The following is a 24599-nucleotide window of genomic DNA, read 5'->3' as shown; positions in this document are numbered from 1 at the left end:
GGCTTCAGAGCAGCGCCACGGCCGCCAATAACGCGGCCAGTGCCCAGAGCAGGCCGCAGGAGAGCTTGTAGAGCGTGAGCGCCCGGCGGATATCGGCGGCATTGGCCCCGGCCCGACCATCGCCCATCCAGTGGTCCTCGACGCGGGTTTCGCCATAGACGCGCGGCCCGGCGAGCCTGAGGCCCAGCGCCCCGGCCATTGCGGCTTCCGGCCAGCCGGCATTGGGCGAGCGGTGCTTGCCGGCATCGCGTCGCAATGCCCGCCAGGCACCTGCGGCATCTGCATTGCGGTCGAGTGCTGCCGAGACGACCAGCAGTAACGCCGTCAGGCGCGAGGCGGGCAGGTTGACGAGATCGTCGAGCCGGGCGGAGGCCCAGCCGAAGGCGAGATGGCGCGGCGTGCGATGGCCGATCATCGAATCGGCGGTGTTGATCGCCTTGTAGGCGACGATGCCCGGCAATCCGCCGGCCCCGAGCCAGAAGGCCGGCGCGACGATGCCATCCGAAAAATTCTCGGCGAGACTTTCGATCGCCGCGCGCGACACGCCGGCTTCGTCCAGCGTCTGCGGATTGCGCCCGACGATCATCGAGACGGCGCGCCGCCCGCCTTCCAGCCCATCCTGCTCCAGCCCCTCGGCGACATCAGCGACATGCTCGTAGAGGCTGCGCTGCGCCATCAGGGTCGAGGCGATGAGCGCGAGCGGGATCAGGCCGAGAAGCCCGAAGGAGAGGCACAGGCGCTGGATCAGCGCCGACAGCGAGATGACCACGGCGAGCAGCAGCCCAAGTGCGAGCAAGCCCATGGCCTTGCGTTGCGCGGAGGAGGCGCTCTCCCGGTTAAGTCCTCGGTCCAGCCGGCCGATCAGCTTGCCGATCCAGGTGACGGGATGGCCGATTGCGGCATAGAAGCGCTGGGGATAGCCGAATGCCGCCTCGATGGTCAGCGCGAGCACGAGCAGAGGCAGGCTGGCGGAGAGGTTCATGCGGGAGCGCGGGCAGGGTCGTGGCTGAGGACGGTATCTGGCATGGCGGCGATCTCGCCACGGCCCGCGCGCTCTTTCCGGAGGCGCCGCAGCCCTGGGTCGATCTCTCCACCGGGATCAATCCGATCCCCTATCCGCTTCCGGCGCTGCCGTTAAGCCTCTGGACGCGTCTGCCCGGCGCGGATGACGAGATGGCGCTGATCGCCGCCGCCCGAACAGCCTATCGCGTCCCGGCCTCTGCCGAGATCGTCGCCGCGCCCGGCACGCAGATCCTGATCGAGTTGCTGCCGCGCCTGGCGCCCGCCGGTCCCGTCGCGATCCTCGGCCCGACCTATGCCGAGCACGGCCATGCCTGGCGCAAGGCGGGCTACGCCGTCAGCGAAATCGCCGCGCCCACTGGGGAAGCTGCGACCCTCGTCGCGGTCAATCCGAACAATCCCGACGGGCGCGTGCTGCCGCAGGCCGAGCTCAGAAGCATCGCCGCGCGTTGCGTCGCCCGCGAAGGCCTGCTCATCGTCGACGAGGCCTTCGCCGATTTCACGCCCGAGGCCAGCATCGTGCCGGAGCTTCCTGATGGCACGATCGTGCTGCGCTCCTTCGGCAAGACCTATGGCCTCGCCGGGTTGCGGCTCGGCTTCGCCATCGGTGCGACCGAATCGATGGCGCGGCTCAAGGCGGCGCTCGGTCCGTGGTCGGTGGCTGGTCCCGCGCTCCATGTCGGCGCGCTGGCTTTGTCGGATGCCAACTGGCTTGCCGATACCGGAGGGGCGCGGGCGCAGGATGCTGCTCGCCTCGACGCCCTGCTGGCGCCGCATGGCCGAATCGTCGGCGGCACCGCCTTGTTCCGTCTGCTCGAAACGCCGCAGGCCGCGGCACTCTTCACCCGCCTCGGCCGGCACGGCATCTATGTGCGTCGCTTCCAGGACGCGCCGGATCGCCTGCGTTTCGGCCTGCCAGGCGATGAGTCGGCATGGTCGCGCCTGCACGCGGCGCTGGCCGTCGATGCTTTCGGAGCAACGCCACCAGCGTGAAGCTTGCATGCGGCGGAAGCGGGGACAGGAGCCGGCAGGCCGGCTAACGTCCTCTGAAACGGAATCGGGGAGAGACGACGCATGGCATTCCTGCCGCCGGAAGGCGACCTGACGATCGGCTTCGCTCACGCTGCCTATCAGCTTCGCGACGAGTTCCTGACGCGTGGCCGTGCCGCGAAGAGCTTCGAGGTGCGCAGCCTCGACGAGTTGCGCGAGCGCGCGCCCGAAGCCGATGTGCTCGTCGTCTCCGGCCTGTGGCGCAACGACCTGCTGACGCGCCTGCCGAAGCTGCGCTTCATCCAGTCGATCAGCGCCGGCACCGATCAGTTCGACAAGCCGGCGATCGGCGCGGCCGGCATCCGGCTCGCCAGCGCCCAGGGCAGCAACGAGCGGGCCGTGGCCGAGCACGCGATGTCGCTGATCCTGGCGCTGACCCGCCAGATCCATTTCGCGCGGGACAATCAGGTAAAGCAGGCCTGGCGCCCCATGATCGGGGATCGGGCGCTGCGCGAGGACGAGCTCGGCGGCAAGACGCTGGTCATCGTCGGGCTCGGCCGCATCGGCCTCAGGCTCGCGAAGCTTGCGAGCGCCTTCGACATGCGCGTCATCGGCGTCCGTCGCAGCCTCGATCCGCAGCCGCATGTCGAGGCGATCGTCCATCCCGACAAGCTGGCCGAGACGGTGGCCGCGGCCGATTTCGTCGCCCTGACCTGCCCGCTGACGCCCGAGACGGAGGGCCTGATCGATGCCCGCATCCTCGGCGCGATGAAGCCTTCGGCCTTTCTGATCAATGTCGCGCGGGGCCGCGTCGTCGACGAGACGGCCCTGCTCGACGCGCTCGGCAACAGCGGCATCGCCGGCGCGGGGCTCGATTGTTTCCATGAAGAACCGTTGCCGCCGATCTCGCCGTTCTGGCGCATGCCGCAGGTCATCGTCACGCCTCATAGCGCCGGCGAAACCCGCGCCTATGAGGGCAATGTGATCGACATCCTCCTCGACAATCTCGAGCGCCTCGGACGCGGCGAAGCGGATTTGCGCAACCAGATCGTCTGAGCGGCAGCAGGTGGCGGCGATGGCTTCGCCCAGATATCTCCGGCCGGGCGGCGCCTCGCTGATCCCCGTGCTCGGCGTCACCCAGGTCCTCGGCTACGGCACGCTGTTCTACGCCTTCACCGTGCTGGCGCCGCGCATTACCGCGGATTTCGCCTGGGCGCCGGAATGGACCTTCGGCGGTTTCGCGGTCGGGCTCCTGCTGGGCGGTGCGATCGCGCCGATCACCGGCGGTCTGATCGACCGCTACGGCACGCGTCTGGTCATGACGGTCGGCTCCGCGCTGGCCGGCCTCTCGCTCTTCGTGCTGGCCGAAGCGCGGGGCATCGTCAGCTACACGCTCGCGATGGTCGCCCTCCAGGCGGTGACGACGGCCGTGTTCTACGATGCCGCCTTCGCCGCGTTGACGCAGGCGCGCGGCAGCCAGGCGCGGCGTGCCATCAGCCAGCTCACCCTGATCGGCGGCTTCGCCTCGACGCTGTTCTGGCCGTTGACCTCGAGCCTGCTCGGGGTCCTCGACTGGCGCGGCGTCTACCGGCTCTACGGCCTTTCGCAGATTCTGGTCTGCCTGCCTCTTCATCTCCTTTTCCTGCCGGGGCGCGTCAAGCGGCCGGTCGTCGCCGAGGTCGATGCGGCCGTCATGCCCAGCCCACAGGAGCCGGAAGTGGCCTATCTCACCGGGGATGCCCGCCGCCGCGCCTTCCTGCTGCTGGCGCTGGCCTTCTCGCTGCAGGGCTTCGTGGTTTCGGCCATGGCCGTGCATATGCTGGCGCTGCTGCAGGGCTTCGGGCTCAGCGCCGCGGCTGCGGTCGGCATCGGCGCGATGCTCGGCCCCTCGCAGGTCGCCGGACGCTTGACCGAGATGCTCTTCGGCCGCGGTGTCTCGCCGGTCACCACGGCCTGGGTCTCGGCCTGGCTGATGCCGTTCGGCCTCGCCCTGCTGCTGATCGGCGGTTCCTTGCCGGTCGTTGCCGGGCTTTTCGCCATCGCCTTCGGCATCAGCATGGGCCTGAGCTCGATCGTGCGCGGCACCGTCCCGCTTCAGCTCTTCGGTCCGGTCGGCTTCGGCGCGACCATGGGCAAGCTCTCGGCGCCGGGTCTCGTCATCAAGGCTGCGGCGCCGCTCGTCTTCGCCGTGGCGCTGGAGCGCGGCGGCGTCACGGTCTCGACGCTGCTGCTGATCGCCTTCTCGGCGCTGGCGGCTGGTGCGCTCCTGATGCTGGCACGCAGCCGCCCGGCTTGAGTCTCAGGCGCGCACCGTTCGCCACCAGTCGCGCACCACGTCGCGCGTCCGCATCGCCAGGTCATAAGCCGCGGTGGCCCTGACCCAACCGAGAACGCGATCGCGCACCCGCACGACCTGCCCCATGATCCAGGCGAACCAGCGATAGCTCATCAGCTTCCCACGGCCGGCATGGTAGATGCGCTCGACGAAGACGAAGCTCGTCAGATGGGCGAAGGCGGTCACGATGAGCCCGGCCCAGAATTGCCCGCGCGCGAAGAGCAGCAGGCCGAACAGCTTCAGCGGCTCGGCGATGGCGAAGGGGATAGCCAGCGCCAGCAGCACGAGCGGGCGCGGCAGCGCGGCGACGCTCTCTTCCAGCCGGCGCATGATGCGCAGGTCCGCGAGGCGCCGCAGCAGCGGCCGGTAGAGCGGCCGCAGGAGCTCGTCGAGGATGACGAAGACGGTGATCGCGGCGCGTAGCACCGCGAGCAGTCCGCGCGTCAGCGGGCCGCGTTCCGGCGCGGGCGAGGGCGAAAGGTCGTCTGGCATCGCGATCCGATTCATAGATCGCGATTTGCGGCAATTCCATGCCGCCCGGCCCCGGCGGCGTCTAGCGGCGCGCGTCTTCCTTCAGCATCGCCACGCCCTTCTCGGCGATCATCATCGTCGGATTGGCGGTGTTGCCCGAGGTGATCGTCGGCATCACCGATGCGTCGATGACGCGCAGGCCCGCGACGCCGCGCACCCTGAGCCGCCCATCGAGAACCGCGCCCGGATCGTCGTCGCTGCCCATCCGGGCCGTGCCGACGGGGTGGAAGATCGTGGTGCCGAGCTTGGCGGCCGCCTCCAGCAGGGCCTCGTCCGACTGGGCGGCCTCGCCCGGCATGTGCTCCTCCGGGCGAAAGCGGGCGAGCGGTGCCTGCGACACGATCCGGCGCGTCAGCTTCATCGCGTCGACCGCGACCTGCCGGTCCTCCTCTGTGTCGAAATAATTCGGCGAGATCACCGGCGTGTCGCGAACATCGGCCGAGCGCAGATGCACGCTGCCGCGGCTCGTCGGCCTGAGATTGCAGACGCTCGCGGTGAAGGCATCGAACGGATGCAGGCCGGAACCCCAGCTATCGAGCGAAAGCGGCTGGAAATGGTACTGCAGATTGGCGGTGGCATATTGCGGCGAGGACCTGGCGAAGGCGCCGACCTGCGAGGGCGCCATCGTCAGCGGTCCCGTGCGCAAGGCCGCCCATTCCAGCGCCATCAGCGGCCGGCGCCAGAGCCTGGCATAGTCGCTGTTCAGCGTCTTGACGCCATGCACCTTGTAGACCGGCCGGATCTGGAGATGGTCCTGCAGGTTCTCGCCGACGCCGGGCGCATCGACCAGTGTCTCGATACCGAGCCCTTGCAAACGCCCCCCGCTGCCGATGCCGGAACGTTCGAGCAGGAGCGGAGAGGCGACGGCCCCGGCGGACAGCACGACCTCACCACTGATCTCGACCCGCAGCTTCTCCTCGCTCGGCGTGCCCAGCCCATGGGTGAATTCGACGGCCTTGGCCCGCCCGTCCTCGAAGACGATGCGCTCGACATGGACGCGCGTCTCCAGCCGGAGATTGCGGCGTTCCTTCTCGCGAAGCAGCGGCTTCAGGAAGGCGCCATAGGCGCTCAGCCGCCGCCCGCGTCGCTGGTTCACCTGGAAATAGGAGGAGCCTTCGTTGTCGCCCATGTTGAAATCGGGAATCTTGGCGATGCCCGCGGCTTCCGCCGCGTCGCGAATCGCATTCAGGATCGCCCAGCGCACGCGGGGGTGCTCGACACGCCATTCCCCGCCAGCCTTGTGCAGGCCGCCGGGCGGCGGCGCGATGTGGTCCTCGTGCTTCAGGAAATAGGGCAGCACGTCGTCCCAGCCCCAGCCGGCGAGACCGCGCTGGCGCCAGCCGTCATAGTCGGCGGCCTGGCCGCGCATATAGACCATGGCATTGATCGCCGAGGAGCCGCCGACGACCTTGCCGCGCGGATAGGCGAGCGCCCGCCCGCCGAGCCCGGCCTGCGGCTCGGTCTGGAACTGCCAGTCGGCACGGGGATTGCCGATGGCGAAGAGATAGCCGACCGGGATGTGGAACCAGATCCAGTCATCCATGCCGCCCGCTTCGAGCACCAGGACCTTGGTCTGTGAGTCGGCGGCGAGGCGGTTGGCGACGACACAGCCGGCCGAGCCCGCCCCGATCACGACGTAATCGAAGGTGCCGATCAGGCGGCGGTCGGTGGAGGCGGGGTCAGGCATGGCGTTTCCGGTCGCACGATCAAGTGGCCATCTATCGTCCTGGCCGATAGGTAATCTGGCATAGCTTGGCATGGGGCGACAGCGTGGGGAAATGCCCCCTTCGTTGGTGCCCACCATCGGTGGAATTCCCTAGTATCAGGGAATTTTCAGGATCGCGTTCTTCTCGCCGCCGTGATCGGCGCCGGCTGAGAGGCTGTTGTGTTCGCTTTGGCCGTCACGGTGCGAGATCACGCAGGTGATCGTTACCCCCTCGCCGTCGCTGTTCAAGCGGAAGCGGTAGGCCAGCCCATGGCGTGCTAGTATCGGCCCGGTCGTGCGGGCGATCTCAGCCAAACCCTCATGACGGTAGTGCTTGGCGCCGATACTGGCGATCTGGGACTTGGCGATCACCGGGAGCTCGGCCTTGGCGGTCGTAAGGGTAGCCTCAAAGGCTCGGCGTGCATGCTCCGCGCGGCTGCGCTCGTGCAGACCGATCAGTTGGGACAACACATGCTAACCTGCGCCGCGGTCGCGTGCGGAGCTCAACAGGCTCAGCTGGGTGATCGTGGGGGCAGGGCGCAGATCTGTGAGCCGAGCGCCGGCCGAGGAGCGTCGATGGCGCAAGGTGCCGGTCATCGTCCGGTCCCTCTGGTGAGAGGGACGAGCGATACGGCGCGACCTGACCCGAACCGCCAGTCCCGAGGCGACACCAGTCAACTGGAATAGTCGTCACTCGACGAAAAGCGTTGATCAGGCGATGCCGCCATCACGATCACGCCAGTCCAATGCCGCGCCGCCCGCGCGCTCCTCGATTGGAGCCAGCAAGAATTTGCCAAGGCTGCGCATCTCGGCCTCTTAACCATCCGAGACTTTGAAAAGGGCAGGCGCGTGCCGACGCACAACAATCTGCGAGGCATCAAATTCGCACTCGAGGAGGGCGGCGTCGAGATCGGGCGGCGAAATCGATCGTTGCGTTCAGAGGAGGCTGAACAGCTGTCGAGCAAGCAAGGCTTTGGGTGAGTGCGTTTGTAAAGGGCCTTGTCGCCGAAAGGTGTCGGTGGCCTCGACCAACGGCGGTGCCGTCAATATAAGGCAGCACAAGACTGTTTTGGTCGGCGGCAACAAATCGCTCGAAGCCGCAGCAACGAGGCTGGCGCATGTGTGGCATTTTTGGGTCGATCGGCTTCGAGCCAGACCCCCAACGGATCGACATCGTAGCGCACCGAGGACCAGACGGTCGCGGCTGGGAAACCTATGCCAGTTCCAAAGGTCCTGTTGCCCTCGGTCACCGACGCCTCGCCATTATCGACGTTTCGGATGCCGGCCTGCAGCCGATGGGTGATGCGTCGGGCCGATATCGGCTCGTCTTCAACGGGGAGATCTACAATTACATCGAGCTGCGCGAGGAGATGCGGGCGAAGGGGGAGGTCTTTGTCTCCGAGTCTGATTCCGAGGTGTTGCTGCGCGCCTACATCCTCTGGGGTGAGGATGCGCTGCCTCGGCTGCGCGGTATGTTCGCCTTCCTAATTTGGGACGATCGTGACAAGAAGCTTTTCGCCGCCCGCGACCGCTACGGTATCAAGCCACTATACATGGTGACGGCGCCTCGCGGCGCCGCCTTCGGCTCCGAGATCAAGCAGCTCCTGGGTCTTCCGGGCGTGTCGGGCCGCATGAACGTCGCTCGAGTCCATGACTTCCTCGCCTCCGGCATCTCTGATCATACCTCGGAGACGATGTTCGAAGGCGTGTTTCAGCTTCGCGGCGGCGAATGCATCACGATCGATGCGAGCCGCGACGCTGCCGTCGAAGCGCGGCCGCGTCGCTGGTATCCGGCAACCGCTGGCGAGATTTCCATATCCGAGGATGAGGCGGCGGCTCGCTTCCGCGACCTCCTGACCGAATCCGTGCGGCTGCATCTGCGCTCGGACGTTCCGGTCGGCTCCTGCCTGTCGGGTGGGCTCGATTCTTCCTCCATTGTCTGCCTGATGTCCGGCATGATGGGCTCGGACGCGGGTGGTGCGAAGGTCAATACCGTCTCGGCCTGCTACGCCGAGAAGAGCGTCGACGAGAAACCGTTCATGGAGGCGGTCGTTGCCCACGCCCATACCGAGCCGCACTATATCTTCCCGAAGGCCGAGGACGTCTTCCAGCGCGCCTCGGACATCACCTGGCATCAGGACGAACCCTTCGGCTCTACCTCGATCTTCGCGCAATGGTGCGTGTTCGAGGAGGCGAGGCGCGTCGGGGTCAAGGTGATGCTGGACGGGCAGGGGGCGGACGAGCAGCTCGCCGGCTACCATGGCGGCTTTTCCTACTACATGGCGGATCTGACTCGGCGACGGCGGTTCGGGCAGTTGGTGACAACGATCCTCGAGCGAAACCGCTACCACGGCACGCCGATCGCGGATCAGGTCAAGCATCATCTCGTGCCGCTGCTTCCGCGCAGGCTCGGCGGGCTGCTGCGGCGCCAGCATCGCGCTCTCACGCAGCACGACTGGCTGGGGACGGATTTGTTGCGCCAGAAGGGCAACCCGCGGACGGCGCTCGAGCTGGCCAGCGACGAGCTCGGCCTGCCGCCAGTGGCCGATCTGCGGACCCTGTGCCTGACGCTGACCTATGGTTCGAACCTCGCCATGCTGCTGCATTGGGAGGACCGTAACTCGATGGCCCATTCCATCGAGGCGCGCGTCCCTTTCCTCGATCATCCGCTGGTCGAGTTCGACCTCGCGCTTGGCAACGACCACAAGATCGTCGGCGGCGACACCAAGCGTGTCCTGCGACGCGGCATGGCCCATGTCCTGCCGGAAAGCGTGCGCGAGCGGCGCGACAAGCTCGGCTTCGCTACGCCGGAGCAGATCTGGTTCCGCGGGCCGCTGCGCGGGCAGGTCGAGGATGGCATCGAGAAGACGCTCGCGCGCTATCCGGGGCTGATGAATGCCGATGGAGTGCGTGCCCTCGCCAAGGATATGCTGGACGGCAACAGGCCCCTCGACTTCACGCTGTGGCGGATCGTCAATCTCGGGATGTGGGGCGAGCGCGTCGGCGTGTCTCTGTAAGGGGCCGGTCCGCGGGTTCCGGCCGGCATGACAAGATCACACCGGCCTGTTAAAGACCGCCCTTGCGTTTGAGGATCGAGGTGGTCGGCCCTGCGGCCGTCGGCTGCCGCTCAGGGCTCCAGAAGTCAGAAAGTTTGTCATGTGTGGAATCGCCGGTGCGGTCTCGCTGACGCGTCAGCCTATCGCGAAGCTCGCAAATGCGCTCGCGGTGATGAACCAGCTGATCGCGCATCGCGGCCCGGATGGGCAAGGCGTCTGGGTTGCGCCGGGTAATGTCTGCGGTCTCGCCCATCGGCGCCTCGCGATCATTGACCTGTCGCCGACTGGCCGCCAGCCCATGATCGGCAATGATGGTACGGTCATCACCTTCAACGGCGAGATTTACAATTACGTTGAGCTGATGGCCGAGCTGCAGGACGGCTGGAGCTTCCGCTCCTCCTCCGACACCGAGACCGTGCTGGCCGCCTATGCGAAATGGGGCATCGACTGCCTGCAGCATTTGCGTGGCATGTTCGCCTTCAGCCTGTGGGACGGCGAGCGCTTCTTCGCCGCGCGCGACCGTTTCGGCATCAAGCCCTTCTACTACGCCGTGGTCGACGGGACCTTGTATTTCGCCTCCGAGATGAAGGCGCTGCTGTCGCTGCTGCCCGAGATCGCGACCGACCCGGACGCGCTCGCCGAGTACATGACCTTCCAGTACACGATCGGCGAGAAAACCCTCTTCAAGCACATCCACACGCTGCTGCCCGGCCACGCGCTGACTGTGGAGAACGGCGAGGTCAGGGTCTTCCGCTACTGGGATGTCCATTACGACATCGACTTTGACCATACGCCGCGCTGGTTCGGTGACGAAATGCGCGCGCGCCTGTCAGATTCCATCAAGGTGCATCTGCGCTCGGACGTGCCGGTCGGCGCCTACATCTCCGGCGGCATCGACTCCAGCCTGATCGGCATTCTCGCCGGCCGCGAGGAGGCCTCCGGCCGTATCGGCTTCCACGGCAAGTTCACCGAGTTCCCCGGCTATGACGAGAGCTCTTTCGCCGAGGCCGCCTGCCGGGACGGCGGCATCGACCTGCACCAGATCGAGATCACCGCGGGCGACTTTCGCAACAACATCGAGAAGGTGCTCTATCACCTCGATACGCCGGTCGGCGGTCCCGGCTCCTTCCCGCAATACATGGTCTCCGAACTGGCGGCCCGGCACGTCAAAGTCGTACTGGGTGGCCAGGGCGGCGACGAGATCTTCGGCGGCTACGCCCGCTACCTGATCGCCTATCTGGAGCAGGCGCTGAAGGCGTCGATCGACGGCACGCAGCGCAACGGCAACTTCGTCGTCACGCCGGAATCGATCATCCCGCACCTGACCGTGCTGCAGGAATACAAGCCGCTGATCCGGCAGCTCTTCTCCAAGGGCCTGTTCGGCCCGCTGGACGAGCGCTATTTCCGCCTGATCGACCGTTCAGCCGACATGGAGAACGAGGTCGACTGGTCGGCGCTCGACCGTTCCGGTGTCTTCGCGCGCTTCCAGGCCATCTTCAATTCCGAGCGGAACGTGAAGAAGGAAGCCTATTTCGACTCGATGACGCATTTCGACTTCAAGTGCCTGCTGCCGGCGCTGCTGCAGGTCGAGGACCGGATGTCGATGGCGCATGGGCTGGAATCGCGCGTGCCGCTGCTCGACCATTCGGTGGTCGAATTCGCCGCGACGATTCCGGCCGACATCAAGTTCAAGGGCGGCCAGATGAAGCATTTCATCAAGTCGACCTTCTCGGGAGACCTGCCGCAGGAGCTGGCGCAGCGCCGCGACAAGATGGGCTTCCCAGTGCCGCTCAAGGAATGGTTCTCAGGCGAGCTGAAGGACATGGTCGCGGACATCTTCGCGACCCAGAAGACCCGCCATCGCGAGTTCTTCAATTCGGACGCCATCCTCGCCAATTTCGACAAGGCCGAGCGCTTCTCGCGCAAGACCTGGGGGCTGCTCAGCCTCGAGCTCTGGCAGCAGATCTTCCACGACCGCGCCGCGGACTATCGGCGGATGCTCGACGAGGTCGAGCCCGCCCAGGTCGCGGCCCAGTAACTTCAATCACGGGAATAGCACGATGAAGGTCTTCATTACGGGTGGCTCCGGCCAGGTCGGCTCGACGGCGGCGGACATGTTCCTGGCGCGCGGGGACACCGTGATGTCGCTCGAGAACTTCTCGACCGGCCGTCGCGACAATCTGCTCGACCAGGAGCGCCTGACCCAGGTCGAGGGCTCGATCACCGACTGGAAGCTGGTCGACCAGCTCTTCTCGGACTTCAAGCCGGATGTCGTCGTCCACACCGCCGCGTCCTACAAGGATCCGGAGGACTGGGAGACCGATGCCTTCGTCAACGCCGTTGGCGGCGCCAACATCGCCAAGGGCTGCAAGCTCCACAAGGTCGGCCGTCTCATCTATTTCCAGACGGCACTGTGCTACGGCACCAAGCCGCTGCAGCAGCCGATCCAGCTCGACCACCCGATCAATCCGGTGAACTCGAGCTACGCGATCTCCAAGACCGCCGGCGAGCACTATGTGCAGTTCTCGGGCGTCGATTGGGTGACCTTCCGCCTCGCCAACGTCATCGGCCCGCGCAACGTCTCCGGCCCGCTGCCGATCTTCTATGGCCGCCTGGCCGAGGGGAAGAAGTGCTTCGTTACCCCGGCGCGGCGCGACTTCTGCTATGCGGGCGACCTGGCCCGCGTCGTCGTCCAGGCCGCCGACGGCAAGGGCAACGGTACCTATCACTTCTCGTCCGGCAAGGACGTGGCGATCAAGGAGCTCTACGACGCGGTCGTGAAGGCGATGAAGCTCAACGACTATCCGGAGCCGGAGGTCAAGCCGCTCGGGCCCGACGATGCGCCCTCGATCCTGCTCGATCCCTCCCGCACCTTCGCTGATTTCGGCGATATCGAATTCACGCCGCTCGACGAGATCGCGCGGCTCTCGGTCGAGCGCTGGGAGAAGGAAGGCGTGGTCGGTGGCTATACGCATCTCAAGGAAGCCCGCGCCGACATCAACACGGCGGCCAAGGGCTGAGGCGGATCATGCGTATCCTGATCACCGGCGGGGCGGGCTGCCTCGGCTCGAACCTGACCGAGCGCTATCTCGAGGGTGGGCACGAGGTTCTCGTGCTCGACAACTTCGCCACCGGCCAACGTGGCTCCCTGCCGGAAGCCCACCCGGCGATGCGCGTGGTCGAAGGCCGGGTCGAGGATCGTGCGTTGCTCGACCGCCTCTTCGCCGATTTCAAGCCGAGCCATGTCGTCCATTCGGCCGCGGCCTACAAGGATCCGGATGACTGGCTCGAGGATACGCGCACCAATGTCGAGGGTACGATTCAGGTCGTCGAGGCGGCGAAGGCGGCCGGCGTCCAGCGCTTCGTGAACTTCCACACGGCGCTCGGCTATGGCCGGCCGGAAATCGTCCCGATCCCGGCGGATGCTCCGGCGCGCCCCTTCACCAGCTACGGCATCTCGAAGCAGGCCGGCGAGAATTACCTTGCCATGTCGGGCCTGCCCTTCGTCTCGCTCCGGCTCGCCAACGTCACCGGCCCGCGCCTGGCCATCGGCCCGATCCCGACCTTCTACACCCGCCTGAAGGCCGGCAAGGGCTGCTTCTGCTCCAAGACCGTGCGCGACTTCGTCGACATGGACGACTTCTTCTCGGCCATGGACGTGGTGATGGCGGACGGCGCGCCCACCGGCGTGTTCAACGTCTCGACCGGCACCGGCCATACGATCAAGGAGATATTCGACATCGTCGTCGACCATCTCGGCATCACGCTCTCGGAGCCTGTGCCGGAGGTGGAGCCCGGTGCCGACGACGTGCCAGCCGTCGTGCTCGACCCTTCGAAGACGATCGAGACCTTCGGCTGGAAGCCGCGATACTCCTTCGAGCAGACGATCCGGCGGATGCTGGCCTGGTACGACCAGCACGGCGTCACCGCGATCTACAGCCACCTCAAGGCGCCCTCCGCGAAGGCCTGACCGCCTTCGCCCGCACGGCTCGCTCCGCCCCCACCTTCAAACGGATATTCCCATGACCGAAAGCTTCGCTGGCAAGAACGTGCTGGTGGTCGGCGGCGCCGGCTTCGTCGGCTCCAACCTCGTCAAGCAGATCCTACGCGAGAAGCCGCGCAAGCTGACGATCGTCGACAACTTCCTCTCGGCCGATCCGGTGAATGTCCCGGATGATCCGGCGGTGAAGCTGGTTTCGGGGCCGATCACCAGTGATCGCATCCTGGCCGAGCTCGACGATGATCTCGACTACGCCTACCATCTTGCCTGCTTCCACGGGAACCAGTCGTCGATCCACGACCCTCTGATGGATCATGAGAACAACACGCTGACCACGCTGAAGCTGTTCGAGCGCCTGAAGGACATCGGGTCGCTGAAGAAGGTGGTCTATTCGGCCGCCGGCTGCGCGGTTGCGGCCAAGACCTTCGACGGCGCCAGCGCGACCACCGAGGATGCGCCGGTCTCGCTCTTCCACGACAGCCCGTACTCGATCTCGAAGCTGATCGGCGAGATGTACGGGAACTACTATTTCACCCGGCACGGACTGCCTTTCGTTAAGGCGCGCTTCCAGAACGTCTACGGGCCGGGCGAGATCCTGGGCGCCGGCCGCTGGCGCGGCACTCCGGCGACCGTCTGGCGCAACGTGACACCGACCTTCATCTGGAAATCGCTGCATGGCGAGGCGCTGCCGGTCGAAAACGGCGGCATCGCCACCCGCGACTTTATCTTCGTCGAGGACATGGCGCGCGGCCTGATGGCCTGCGGCCTCAAGGGCGAGCCGGGCGAGATCTACAACCTCGGCTCCGGCGCCGAGGTCTCGATCCGCGAGCTGGCCGAGCGCATCAACGCGGCGACGGGCAACGCGACGCCGATCGCGCTGACCCCGGCCCGCGACTGGGACCGCTCGGGCCAGCGCTTCGCCGCCACCGACAAGGCCCGCGAGAAGCTCGGCTTCGTGGCGCAGGTGCCGCATGAGGAGGGCATCCGCCGCACGGTCGAATGGACGAAGGCGAACAAGCCGACAATCATGCGCTGCATGATGAGTCACAGGCATTTCGTGCCGGATGTGCGGAAATACGGCGCCTGAGCCGCAGCAGGGCCGGCGTTATTTCGTAATGTTACGGCGCCCGCCGCGAGCGAGCAGGGCGTCGTAATCGCGACGCACAGCCCGCGCCCGTCCCATGATGGCGCGATCGATGCGCTCAGAAGGGGGCATGGGCTCCGGAGCCCACCACGCTGGGTGGGTCAGGAGATGGAGTCGGGGATGGCCGGCGGCGATCACTTCAGCCATCGGCTGGAAACGCCAATATCCATTGGAATCGGAGCAATAGGTGTAGTCGCGTTTGAGCGATGCGCCATAGGCGTTAATGAGGCCCCCGATCTCTTCAGCGTCGAACGCAAGCAGGTTCGACATATCGGGATTGTGCCAACTAACGCACCTGACAGGGGCATCTAAGGCCAACTCGAGGAGTGCGCGTTCGCGCGCCAGCGCTTTGTCTAGGGCTGCAGCCGTCCATTCCGTGACGTCGTAGGCGCCAGCGTCGAAATGCAGCCCGATTTCGTGTCCGTAGGAGCGGATCGTGTTTAGGAGACGCATGATCTCCGGCTCGAACAAATTGTAGAAAGTGCAGCGCGGATTGACGAAATAGGTAGAGACCGCTCCTTCCTCAGCCTCGATCTGGGCGAGGCGGGCGGCGCGATGCATCGAAAAGTCCACATCATGCCGCCAGATGGCATGCCTGTCCTGACCAGTCTCGCCATAGCGCGCGAAGCGATAGCCGCGCGCCTTCACGTCCTGCAGCAGCTTTCGAAATCCGGCTTCGGTGAATTCGTTGAATTCTTCATTGGAGCCAAGCTGACGATGCGACTTGTCGATTCGGAACAATTGACCGTGAAGCTCGACAGTCAGATTGTCGTGAGATGCACCATCGAAGGCTTCGAAGCGACGAAGGAGTTCATCTTGCCCGATGAGAGGAGATAGCCTGCAAAATTGGTGAAGATCGCTCCTTTTGGTTTTCAGGCTGCCCCAAGTGGTATCGGCGAGCGGTGGGGGAGAAACAGGCTCAAGGAGCCTCGCCCCGAAACGTTGAAGGAGCCGGAAGCCGGCTTCGTTCGCCTGAGCTAGAAGCTGCGTCGGAGATGTCCCCGGCGCAACGGGGAAGATCTCGACCCCGATGATCGGGCCGTCGTCCACGCGTTCTGTCATCACGTGCAGGGTTGCTCCGTATTCGGTAACACCCCGATAGATGGCGTGATGATGCGGGTCGCGGCCTGGGAAGGCTGGCGAGGCAGCGTGCACGTTATATGCCGGTTTGGAAAATCTGGCCAAGACGTCGCCAGGAACGATTACGCCGGAGCCGAAGCTTAGCAGCGTCGTATCTCGATCAACAGGCATGGCGTACAGTTGTTCAAGGTCGTTGATGATGGCGATGTCAACATCGCTACCGAAGCTCCCGCCAAGCTGATCAACTTCGGCGGGTGCCATCGGGGTCAGTAAAATGAGACGCTTATTCATTGTTGGCGATAAATACGTTGCAGAGAGTGCCTGTCATAGCGGCCTTCCGTCGAACATAAGGTAGTCGATCACCGATAAGCCTGGGATGAAACGGTCAGCATCGCCATAGGGGCGTGGCACGAAGCCCTGATAGACAAGTTCCAGCCCATGGGCGGAGAAAACCTCGTCTTCTTGATATCCGCTGGCGCCGCCGCCAGCGAGATAAGCATCTCCTCCGGCCGCATTGACCAGAGAGGCCAGAAGTTCGGTGGCTTTGCCTGCGCTCTCGAGGCTCGACTGAAGAACGAAGCGTGTTTTGAGCTTGAGTGCGACGGCTATGGTCTCGATTGCCGAGATATTGAACGCTGCAAGATTGTTCTCTGGTGTCCCAAGCAGGGGCTCGATGAGTGCCATCGCAGCGGCATAACGGGGTGCTTTGCGATAGTTCGCTTCAAGCGTGCGCAGCAGCTTCGGGCGCCAAGGTTGGCCGTCATCGATTAGGACCTTGCCGATTGGCGTGCCGAGATCAACCCGCTTAAGCGGGCAGGTGATCCAGCGGGCTTGGCCCTGAATGTTCAGTCGCACCCGATTCGTCCAAGAACCCATGCCGCCTGATCCCGATCGGGGGTAATCGACGGCATCGAGGAAGATGAAGGTGTCGGCTCGCCGGATCTTGTCGAAGTAGCCAAGCCAGGGAAAGAAATTTGGCTGATGGATGGCGACGAGGACGGTCATTCTGTACGCCTTCGCGCTGTTAGCCGATAACGGTTGGCTCTTGGTAGCGGGCGACCGGAGGCGGTTTCGCTTTCCTCGATCTCGATAACACCGCTTTGACAGGCGACAAGCGGTCGACCATTAGCGCTACGGCCGAGAATCTGGCCTGGAACGGCAGCTATCTCATGATCCATTTCCGCGAGACGTGCGCGCCAAATTACAGCCCGTTCCTGACCTTCAAGGTAGGTAAAAGCTCCTGCGAAAGGGTGAGAAGAAGCCCGGACAAGGCGTAGGATACTCGCTGCGTCACTATGCCAGTCGATTAACCCGTCTTCCGGCCGACGCGGATAGGAGCGCAGCGGTCGCATACCGTCGGCAGACTGTTCCTCGGGTGCGAAACCGGAGCGTGTCAGATTCTCGATGGCGCGAGCAAAGAGGCCAGGAACCGCGGCATCCATCCACGCGTAGACGTCGCCAATATACGTGTCGGGCGCGAGTTCGAACCGTTCCCGCGCATAGATCGGCCCAGCATCGAGTGCATCGGGATCCATGGCGTGCACGCAGAGGCCGATATGGCGTTCATCATTCAGGATAGCCCAATTGGGGCATGCGTTGCCACGATAGCGCGGTAGATCACCAGCATGGGCGTTGAGAATTCCAAAGCGTGGCGTGGTGCAGGCTGACTTGCGGATCAGGGTAGGCCAGTTCACCGAAATCGCAACTTGGGCTCCCGATGCTGCGAGGGCGTCGATGAATTTGGCGTCATTGACATCGGGACCGTTGTGAAACGGAGCGTTGTGACGACTCGCTAGAGCGGTAAAGTCTTCTTCGCGCACGCGGTATTCGGGAGCAGCTGGTGCTGTTGCCACAAGCGCAATCGCATGCCCTAGCCCGGCAAGCTGTTCGGCACTGTCGAGTAACCAATGTGTCCGGCCGAGCACGGCGACGCGCATCGATCAATTCTCTTGGTTCGGGCGCAGTTGGCGCATGCAGGCGCTTGCCGCGCCTTGTTGTGCGGCTTCGAGGAGATTCAGGAAGTGATCGCGCGATCCACCGCTGCCTGGAGCTCGACGCCGCTCACGCAGAACAACGGGGTCTTGCGCGATCGGTCGGGAGTGTTCGTACTCAGCGATGGAGGTCGTATTGAGGAACAGATGGATCGGGTGAAAGTCGACCGTCAGCGGTGTGATCTTGCCAAGGTGAGCTACAGGCTCACCGATCGTCGGGTCGAGGAGATGTACGTCGTCCTCCCAGCGGATGGGGACCTGCACAATGCCGGTGAAGTCGATCCAGGGGGGGATGTCGTCACCCGCCGACGGCGGCAGGAAGTAGTTGGATTCATGCGTCATACCCAGTTCGCGGAACAGCACTGATAAGCGGCTGGATCGTACGAGCGAGTGGCTACGAACGCTGACAGCTTCCGGAACAATGTCGCGCAGTTGGAGCAGCTTGTCTCTCGCCGATCCTGGTGCTCCATCGAGCAGCGGATTGAAGTTTGGATGGAGACCGAGCTCTTGGCGAGGTGTTGCTCGGATATCGGCAAGAATGGGTGTCGCATGAGTTACGAACCAGGTCGCTGCGACACCCGCCTCGGCAACCAGCGCTAAAGTGTCCGCTATGACCGAGTCATGGGCCCAGTCGATATCGATCGTCAAACAGAGCGTTCTCGCCAACAAAGGGAGCCTCAGAGTCGCGTGTCGAAGAAGGATTTCAGGCGTCGGAACCACCAGAGCCCGCCAGCGATCAACGCACCCGAAAACACCGCAAGATAGGCCAGCATCCAGATGGGCGGGAAGCTGCCGGCGAGCAGGGGCGCACGGTAGCACTCGGCGAGCACATAGAATGGGTTGAAGATCAGAACCGCCCGGATCGCGGCCGGGTAAGCCGATAGCGGATAGAAGATCGGCGATGCGAACAGCACGATGGTGAGCACGCTCGGCAGGGCCAGCGCCGTATCCCGCACGAACACGTTGAGCGCCGAGAGGAACAGGCCGACCCCCGAGACAAAGAGCAACTGCAGCGCGATCACGACCGGCAGGGCGATCGCTGTCCAGCTCAGCCCTTCGCCCGAGACGAATTTGAGGATTACGACCAGGCTCAGACCAACGCCGAGCGGTACGAGGCCGAGCATGGCGCCGACCACCGGCAGGAGCTCCGATTTGAAGGCGATGTTCTTGACGATGCCGGCATTGCTGGTGACCGAGCTGGTGGCCGAGCTGAGGCCTTCGTTGATGCCGAGCCAAGGCCCATAGCCACTGATCAGCCAGATGACGAAGGGCAGCGCTCCCTCGCGCCCCGGCAACCGGCTCGGGAACACGAAGGTGAAGACGAAGACGAAGATGCCCATCAGCATCAGCGGCGAGAGCACGGCCCAGACCAGGCCGAGGGCGGAGCCAAGGAAACGGTCGCTCAGCGCCATCCGGAACAGGCTGAGGAGCATCCCATAGTCTCGCCGGTCAAACCCCGCGAGCGTCATGAAATATCTCCCTTCGGCGTCGCCGTGATGACTGGTGGATATAGCAGGAGCGGAGCACCGCCGAACTGGCCTTCCTCGTCGACGATCTCGATCACGCGATGGATTGCGTCGATCGGCCCGCGCTCGTCAAGCAGCGTCAGCTCGAAACGATAGAGACCGGCGCCGAGGATCATTGGCTCGAAGGTGACCGAGAGGTCGAACGGACCGGTCGCAGGCAGGCGAGCGGCATCTGGCGAGAGGCGCCTTTCGAGGATCCTCCGTCCGTCGACCCGGAGGATGGACAGGCAGAGGTCGCCCGCGCCTTCGGCCAGCGTCAGCCGGCCGCTTGCCGATAGGCGCAGCGGCACCAGGGCGCGCGCGCTGGCGGTGATCGCCATGCCGTCCTGATCGAGACGGACATCGGTCAGGCCGCCCGCCTCTGCCCGGCGCACCGAGGCGGTCCCACGTCCGAATTTGGCTACCAGCTCCGCTTCGTCGGCCTGAGCGACGGCTTTCTCATAGGCCTTGGTCACTTCCCTGGCCGGGCCGTCCATAACCAGCCTGCCCTGATCGAGCCAAAGGCATCGGCTGCAGATCTCGTCGATGACGCCGAGCGCATGGCTGACGACGATGACGATTCGGCCTTGAGCCGTGATCTCCTTCATGCGCCTGGCGGCCTTGGCCGCAAAGAAGGCATCGCCGACCGAAAGCGTCTCGTCGATGATGAGCACGTCGGGCTCGATGAAGGCGCCCATGGAGAAGGCGAGGCGCGCCTTCATGCCGGAGGAGTAGGTCCGCACCGGCCGGTCGATGAATTCGCCGAGCTCGGAGAAGGCGATCACCTCCTCGACATGGGCTTCGATCTCGTCACGGTTTTTGCCGTGCACGGCGCCGTCGAGATAGATGTTTTCCCGGCCGGTCGCCTCGTCGCGGAGCACCGCGCCGATCGTCAGCATCGCATGGACGTCGCCTGTGATCTCGATCTGGCCGGCCGTTGGGTCGGTAATCCCCGCCAGCATCGAAAGCAGCGTGGTCTTGCCGGCTCCATTGCGACCGATGATGCCGATGCGTTCGCCTTCACGGATTTCGAGCGACACCTCCTGCAGCGCACGCACCTCGCGCAAGGTCGTGACGCGCTCGCCAGTGCGGAGCGCTTCACGGAGCGACATCGGTCCGCGGCCGAGCTCGGCCAGCGAGAAAGTCTTGGAGACGTTGCGAACGCTGACATGCGCGTCCATTCGTTTTGGAGCAGCCGTCATGCGATCGCTTCAGTAGCTCCGACACGCCAGTGCAAAGGCAAGGCCGCCCCTGGAATAGCGTCTCCGACGATGTCGAGCGAAAGCCCGTCGCCGTTCAGCCAGGACCAGCCATCGAGAATGATGCGCCGTCCCGGCACCTCGTGATCCGGCATCACGAGGTGGAGGCTGACCTGGTAGTCGCCGGGCTCGAGCGGCAGTTTGGGAACCTTGATGGCGAGCTGGTATTCGCCGGGGTGTGATCCGATGGGAGTCACGCCCCGCGACATCAGCGCCGTCTCCCACCCGAAGCCCGGCTGCAAGCGCTCGATCACGAACGTGCAGCCGACCTCGGCTGCGGTTTCGACCAGCACATCGACCGTGATGTCGAGATCCTCGCCCGCTGTCGCGACGATGGGCGTCTGCGGCCGCGACAGGAATTTTGCGACGCCGGCATGGTGCGTCTCGCGCGCATCCTCGCCGTAGAGATAGAGCCGTGCGGCTCGTTCTGCCGGGCCACCAAAGGTCACTTTGCCCTTGTCGAGGACATAGGCCGTCTCGCACATCCGGACGATGGCGCTCCAATCATGCGTGACGAGCACGCCGGAGGCACCGCTGGAAATGCGATCACGCAGGCGCCGCCAGCATTTCGCCTGAAAATGCTGGTCGCCGACCGATAGGATCTCGTCGAGCAAATAGACATCGTAGCTGCCGGCGGTCGCGGTCGCGAAGAACAGGCGCGCCGTCATGCCCGCAGAATAGGTCAGGACCGGGTCTTCGAAACGGTCGCCCAATTCGGAAAAATCGTGGATGTCGGCAATCATCTCGGCCCGCTCGCGCCGCGAGAAGCCATGGACGGTCAGCAGGCGGTCGGCATAGGCTCGCCCGGTCAGCTCCGGGTTGCCGACGAGGCCGAGCTCGTAGATCGCCGACATGGCGCCGTTCACGGCGACGCGGCCCTCGTCAGCGGCATAGACACCGCCGACCACCCGCAGCAAGGTCGATTTTCCGGCGCCGTTGCGGCCGAGCACGCCGACGAACTGCCCCTTCCGCACGGTGAAGCTGATGTCATGGAGCGCCTGGTAGACCGGGACGTCCTTGCTCGCTCCGAAAGCAAGTCGCCACGCGCTGCCGCCGTCGACGAGCGCGAAGCGCTTCGAGATTCCTTGGCACGTGATGGCGATGGCTGAGGACATCTTGAAGTCGGCCTGAGGGGGCTTCTAGTCTAACGAGGGGCGAAGCGTTTGTGCCCCGCCTTCCGCAGCTTGTCGAGGCAGCTGGAGCCGTCCGGGAAGGTCGCGTCTTCGATCAACAGCAGGCCATCACGGGTGACGACGCCCGGTAGATCGAAATCCGGGAGCATGACGATCTGACCGGGCGCACCGAGAACGAGCGGTGCTTCATCCGGGATTCGGGTCGCCCAGATCTGGATCCGGTCCTCGCCCAGTGTCGTGAAGGCTCCCGGATAGGGACGGCTGACGGCCCGGACCAGCCTGTCGACCTCCAGACGCGATTGCGCCCAATCAATTCGCCCATCATCAGGCATGCGCTGTAAGCCGTAGCTGGCCTCACCTTCCTGAGGGTTCCCCTTTGCGTGGCCATCGAGCAGTGCCGCGAGATGACGCTTCGTCAGCGTCGCGCATGCATCGCGTGATGCGACCACGAGATCACCGATCATGGCATTGGGCGCGATCGGGAACGACTCCTGACCGAATATCAAGCCGGTATCGACGCCATCGGCCATCTCGAATAAGGTCACGCCGGTTTCTTTCGCACCGGACAGAATGGCCCAGTTGAGAGGCGCGCCGCCCCGAAACTTCGGAAGCAACGAAGCATGGAAACCGAAGCAACCACGTGGGAAGGCTTCGCGGAAACGACGTGGCACCATGTGATACCAGCCGGCAACCAGACAGATCGCTGGAAGCTTGCCCTGATGGCGTTCCAGCACATTCTCATACGTCGTGAAGGGAATGATCGGCACTCCCTTGTCCTGCGCCCATGCGGCAGGATCAGCACTGCGAACATTGGCGACGCGCTTCTCGCTATACGAGATCGAGAAACTGTCACCGACGGTGACGATGCCGCTCAACCGCGCGCCGACCGCGTCGACGGCCTGCGCCACCGTCAGCGTGACATCGCTGCTGCCGAGGAGCAGGACACTAGCTGGCATAGGGCTTCTCGCCATTGATGAAGCAACGGCACCATTGCTCGAAAGACAGGAGCGACCAGAGCAGCAGCCGATTGTTCTTCCGCCCGGACAGATGTTCTTCCACCGCAGTGTGGATGAAATCGGCGTCGAGATAAGCGCTCGACGCCAGATCCGTGCCGAGCAGCATGTCCCGGACATAGTCCGCATTATCGCCGCGGTACCAGGAGGCTTCCGGCGAGGAGAAGCCCTGCTTGCGGCGCTCCATGATCTCCGGCGGCAGAACATGCGTCATCGCCTGGCGCAGGCAGCTCTTGCCGCCAGCGAACGAATCCTCGGCCAGCAGCTTCTTGCGGACGGCGTCCTCGTCGACCGTGAGCATATGCTCCAGATCGGACAGCTTATGCCGGGCCGGCAGCCGCATCGCGAAATCGACGAGCGCGTTGTCGAGGAAGGGGAAGCGCTCCTCGAGGCCGTTCGCCATTGAGAGCTTGTCGCCGACCAGGAGAAGGCCGGAAAGGAATGTCCGACACTCGAAATAGAGCGATGCGGAGATGTGATCCTCCGGCGTCTCGAAGGAGAGACGCGGCGCATCAGCATAGACCGAGCGGAAGACGTCGAACATCTCGGCCTCGTCATCCGCCGAGGCGCCGAACAGGCGCTTGCGCTCCTCGGCGGTCGTCAGGCGCTGCCAGAAGCCGTAGTAATTCGACAGATAGTCGTCCTGGTCGAGCGAGCGGAAGACGCGATAATAGCGCCAGGGATACCCCCCGAAGAGCTCGTCGCCGCCGGCGCCCGAGAGGCAGACTTTGACGAATTTTGATGCCAGCCTGGCGATGTAGTAGTTCGGATAGCTCATCCCGAGGCGCAGATCCTCAAGATGCCAGACGACGCGCGGCAGCGACCAGCGGATATCGCCGGCATTGATGACTTGCTCGTAGTGCTCCGTCTTGTAGCAATAGGCCATCAACTCGGCATCACGGCGTTCGTCGAAGCCGGCCTCCGTCCCCTGGACGCGGCTCATTTCGAAGCCGGCTGTGAAGGTTTGCATGCGCGGCACATGCTGGCTCGCGAGGGCGACCAGCGTGCCGGAATCCATGCCTCCCGACAGATAGGCCCCGACCGGCACGTCGGCGACGAGCTGACGTTCGACCGCCTGCTTCATCAAGGTTTCAAGGGTCTCGACCGCCTCCTCGGTGCCGATCGGCTCGCTGTGAGAAAAGTCGTAGTCCCAATAGGTCTCGCGCCGCTCGCCGTCGCGATCGATGGTCAGGATCGTTGCAGCCGGGAGCTGCTCCACGCCTTGGAACAGCGTGTGGGCCCGAAATAGATTCTGGAAGGTGAAATATTCCCGCAGGGCACTGTCATTGACCCGCACCCGGAAATCGGGGTGCGCCATGAAGGCCTTGATCTCTGAGGCGAAGGCGATGCGTTCAGGGGTGCGCCAGAGATAGAGTGGCTTCACGCCGAAGCGGTCGCGCACGAGATGAAGGCGCTTCTCGCGCGCATCCCAGAGGGCAAAGGCAGCCATCCCGTCAATTTTCCGGGCGAGCTTGCGGACGCCCCAGATGACGCAGCCGGCGATCAGGACTTCCGTGTCCGAGAGTGTTCGGAAGCTCCAGCCTTCGCGCTCCAGTTCGGCGCGCAGCTCGCGGAAATTATAGATCTCGCCGTTGAAGATGATCGTCCAGCGCCTGTCGGGCGAATGCATCGGCTGGTTGGCGATAGCACGCAGATCGATGATCGACAGCCGGCGATGGCCGAACCCGAGCGGTCCGTCGACGTGGAGGCCCGCGCCGTCGGGACCGCGATGCGCCAGAGCATCGCGCATCGCGACGACGATGGCGGGGTCGGCAGGCGCGTCGTTGCGGTTGAGAAAGCCGGCGATACCGCACATGCTGGATCAGCTCACGGGATG

General features: G+C 64.6%; 22 protein-coding genes. 9 read left to right on the top strand and 13 right to left on the bottom strand.

The window, feature by feature from the left end:
- Window positions 1-4: 4 nt before the first annotated feature.
- Window positions 5-982 carry an adenosylcobinamide-phosphate synthase CbiB gene (cbiB, locus tag OCUBac02_RS21340; RefSeq protein WP_173048498.1) on the bottom strand — a complete coding sequence of 326 codons (978 nt, stop codon included), beginning with the start codon at window positions 980-982 and terminating at the stop codon, window positions 5-7.
- Between the two features lie 20 nt (window positions 983-1002).
- Between cbiB and cobD the strand changes: the two genes are divergently transcribed.
- The 3 genes from cobD (at window position 1003) to OCUBac02_RS21325 (ending at window position 4306) form a co-directional block, all read left to right on the top strand.
- Window positions 1003-2013 (top strand): threonine-phosphate decarboxylase CobD, encoded by a 1011-nt coding sequence (cobD, locus tag OCUBac02_RS21335; protein ID WP_244639010.1) that lies wholly within the window; start codon window positions 1003-1005, stop codon window positions 2011-2013.
- 81 nt (window positions 2014-2094) lie between these two features.
- Complete coding sequence (locus tag OCUBac02_RS21330) at window positions 2095-3066, top strand: D-2-hydroxyacid dehydrogenase (protein ID WP_173048494.1); 972 nt, start codon at window positions 2095-2097, stop codon at window positions 3064-3066.
- A gap of 19 nt (window positions 3067-3085) precedes the next feature.
- Entirely contained in the window at window positions 3086-4306 is a 1221-nt protein-coding gene (locus tag OCUBac02_RS21325; RefSeq protein WP_173048492.1) for an MFS transporter, read from the top strand.
- Window positions 4307-4309: 3 nt separating this feature from the next.
- On the opposite strand, the gene OCUBac02_RS21320 is transcribed toward OCUBac02_RS21325, so the two are convergent.
- From OCUBac02_RS21320 to OCUBac02_RS21310, 3 genes are all read right to left on the bottom strand, one after another.
- On the bottom strand, window positions 4310-4837 hold the full coding sequence (locus tag OCUBac02_RS21320; protein ID WP_173048490.1) for a hypothetical protein: 528 nt from the start codon (window positions 4835-4837) through the stop codon (window positions 4310-4312).
- Window positions 4838-4898: 61 nt separating this feature from the next.
- Window positions 4899-6563 (bottom strand): GMC family oxidoreductase, encoded by a 1665-nt coding sequence (locus OCUBac02_RS21315; RefSeq protein WP_173048488.1) that lies wholly within the window; start codon window positions 6561-6563, stop codon window positions 4899-4901.
- A gap of 135 nt (window positions 6564-6698) precedes the next feature.
- On the bottom strand, window positions 6699-7049 hold the full coding sequence (locus OCUBac02_RS21310) for an ERF family protein (protein ID WP_173048486.1): 351 nt from the start codon (window positions 7047-7049) through the stop codon (window positions 6699-6701).
- 258 nt (window positions 7050-7307) lie between these two features.
- Here OCUBac02_RS21310 and OCUBac02_RS21305 point away from each other — a divergent pair, with 258 nt between their 5' ends.
- The 6 genes from OCUBac02_RS21305 (at window position 7308) to OCUBac02_RS21280 (ending at window position 14724) form a co-directional block, all read left to right on the top strand.
- The gene (locus OCUBac02_RS21305; RefSeq protein ID WP_348521658.1) at window positions 7308-7562 is read left to right on the top strand and encodes a helix-turn-helix domain-containing protein; all 255 of its coding nucleotides are present in this window, start codon (window positions 7308-7310) and stop codon (window positions 7560-7562) included.
- Between the two features lie 137 nt (window positions 7563-7699).
- A complete protein-coding gene (gene asnB / locus OCUBac02_RS21300; protein WP_173048484.1) occupies window positions 7700-9598 on the top strand; it encodes an asparagine synthase (glutamine-hydrolyzing) in 1899 nt (632 codons plus the stop codon).
- Window positions 9599-9737: 139 nt separating this feature from the next.
- Window positions 9738-11675 carry an asparagine synthase (glutamine-hydrolyzing) gene (asnB, locus tag OCUBac02_RS21295; RefSeq protein ID WP_173048482.1) on the top strand — a complete coding sequence of 646 codons (1938 nt, stop codon included), beginning with the start codon at window positions 9738-9740 and terminating at the stop codon, window positions 11673-11675.
- 22 nt (window positions 11676-11697) lie between these two features.
- Window positions 11698-12657: an NAD-dependent epimerase/dehydratase family protein gene (locus OCUBac02_RS21290; RefSeq protein ID WP_173048480.1), complete on the top strand. Its 960-nt coding sequence runs from the start codon at window positions 11698-11700 to the stop codon at window positions 12655-12657.
- Between the two features lie 8 nt (window positions 12658-12665).
- Window positions 12666-13607, top strand: coding sequence for an NAD-dependent epimerase/dehydratase family protein (locus tag OCUBac02_RS21285; RefSeq protein WP_173048478.1), 942 nt, complete (start codon window positions 12666-12668; stop codon window positions 13605-13607).
- 52 nt (window positions 13608-13659) lie between these two features.
- A complete protein-coding gene (locus OCUBac02_RS21280) occupies window positions 13660-14724 on the top strand; it encodes an NAD-dependent epimerase/dehydratase family protein (protein ID WP_173048476.1) in 1065 nt (354 codons plus the stop codon).
- A gap of 18 nt (window positions 14725-14742) precedes the next feature.
- Here the strand turns inward: OCUBac02_RS21280 and OCUBac02_RS21275 are convergent, their stop codons facing one another.
- Genes OCUBac02_RS21275 through asnB (OCUBac02_RS21235) form a run of 9 tightly spaced genes read right to left on the bottom strand, consistent with a single transcriptional unit; the run spans window position 14743 to window position 24578 of the window.
- Window positions 14743-16152: a formyltransferase family protein gene (locus OCUBac02_RS21275; RefSeq protein ID WP_173048474.1), complete on the bottom strand. Its 1410-nt coding sequence runs from the start codon at window positions 16150-16152 to the stop codon at window positions 14743-14745.
- A 33-nt stretch (window positions 16153-16185) separates the two neighbouring features.
- Complete coding sequence (locus OCUBac02_RS21270; protein WP_173048472.1) at window positions 16186-16866, bottom strand: WbqC family protein; 681 nt, start codon at window positions 16864-16866, stop codon at window positions 16186-16188.
- Window positions 16863-17798, bottom strand: a complete 936-nt coding sequence (locus tag OCUBac02_RS21265; RefSeq protein ID WP_173048470.1) for a methionyl-tRNA formyltransferase — start codon at window positions 17796-17798, stop codon at window positions 16863-16865. The genes OCUBac02_RS21270 and OCUBac02_RS21265 overlap by 4 nt, the downstream gene beginning before the upstream one ends.
- 3 nt (window positions 17799-17801) lie before the next feature.
- Window positions 17802-18500 carry a polysaccharide deacetylase WbmS family protein gene (locus OCUBac02_RS21260; protein WP_173048468.1) on the bottom strand — a complete coding sequence of 233 codons (699 nt, stop codon included), beginning with the start codon at window positions 18498-18500 and terminating at the stop codon, window positions 17802-17804.
- 29 nt (window positions 18501-18529) lie between these two features.
- The gene (locus tag OCUBac02_RS21255; RefSeq protein WP_173048466.1) at window positions 18530-19321 is read right to left on the bottom strand and encodes an ABC transporter permease; all 792 of its coding nucleotides are present in this window, start codon (window positions 19319-19321) and stop codon (window positions 18530-18532) included.
- Complete coding sequence (locus tag OCUBac02_RS21250; protein ID WP_173048464.1) at window positions 19318-20559, bottom strand: ABC transporter ATP-binding protein; 1242 nt, start codon at window positions 20557-20559, stop codon at window positions 19318-19320. Before OCUBac02_RS21250 ends, OCUBac02_RS21255 begins: the two co-directional genes overlap by 4 nt.
- Complete coding sequence (locus OCUBac02_RS21245) at window positions 20556-21731, bottom strand: ABC transporter ATP-binding protein (protein ID WP_173048462.1); 1176 nt, start codon at window positions 21729-21731, stop codon at window positions 20556-20558. The genes OCUBac02_RS21250 and OCUBac02_RS21245 overlap by 4 nt, the downstream gene beginning before the upstream one ends.
- Window positions 21732-21760: 29 nt before the next feature.
- Window positions 21761-22705 (bottom strand): methionyl-tRNA formyltransferase, encoded by a 945-nt coding sequence (locus OCUBac02_RS21240; protein ID WP_173048460.1) that lies wholly within the window; start codon window positions 22703-22705, stop codon window positions 21761-21763.
- A complete protein-coding gene (gene asnB, locus OCUBac02_RS21235) occupies window positions 22695-24578 on the bottom strand; it encodes an asparagine synthase (glutamine-hydrolyzing) (RefSeq protein ID WP_173048458.1) in 1884 nt (627 codons plus the stop codon). Before asnB (OCUBac02_RS21235) ends, OCUBac02_RS21240 begins: the two co-directional genes overlap by 11 nt.
- Window positions 24579-24599: the final 21 nt, after the last annotated feature.

Source organism: Bosea sp. ANAM02 (assembly GCF_011764485.1).
Taxonomy (GTDB): Bacteria; Pseudomonadota; Alphaproteobacteria; order Rhizobiales; family Beijerinckiaceae; genus Allobosea.
This window is presented reverse-complemented; position numbering and strand designations above follow the sequence as displayed.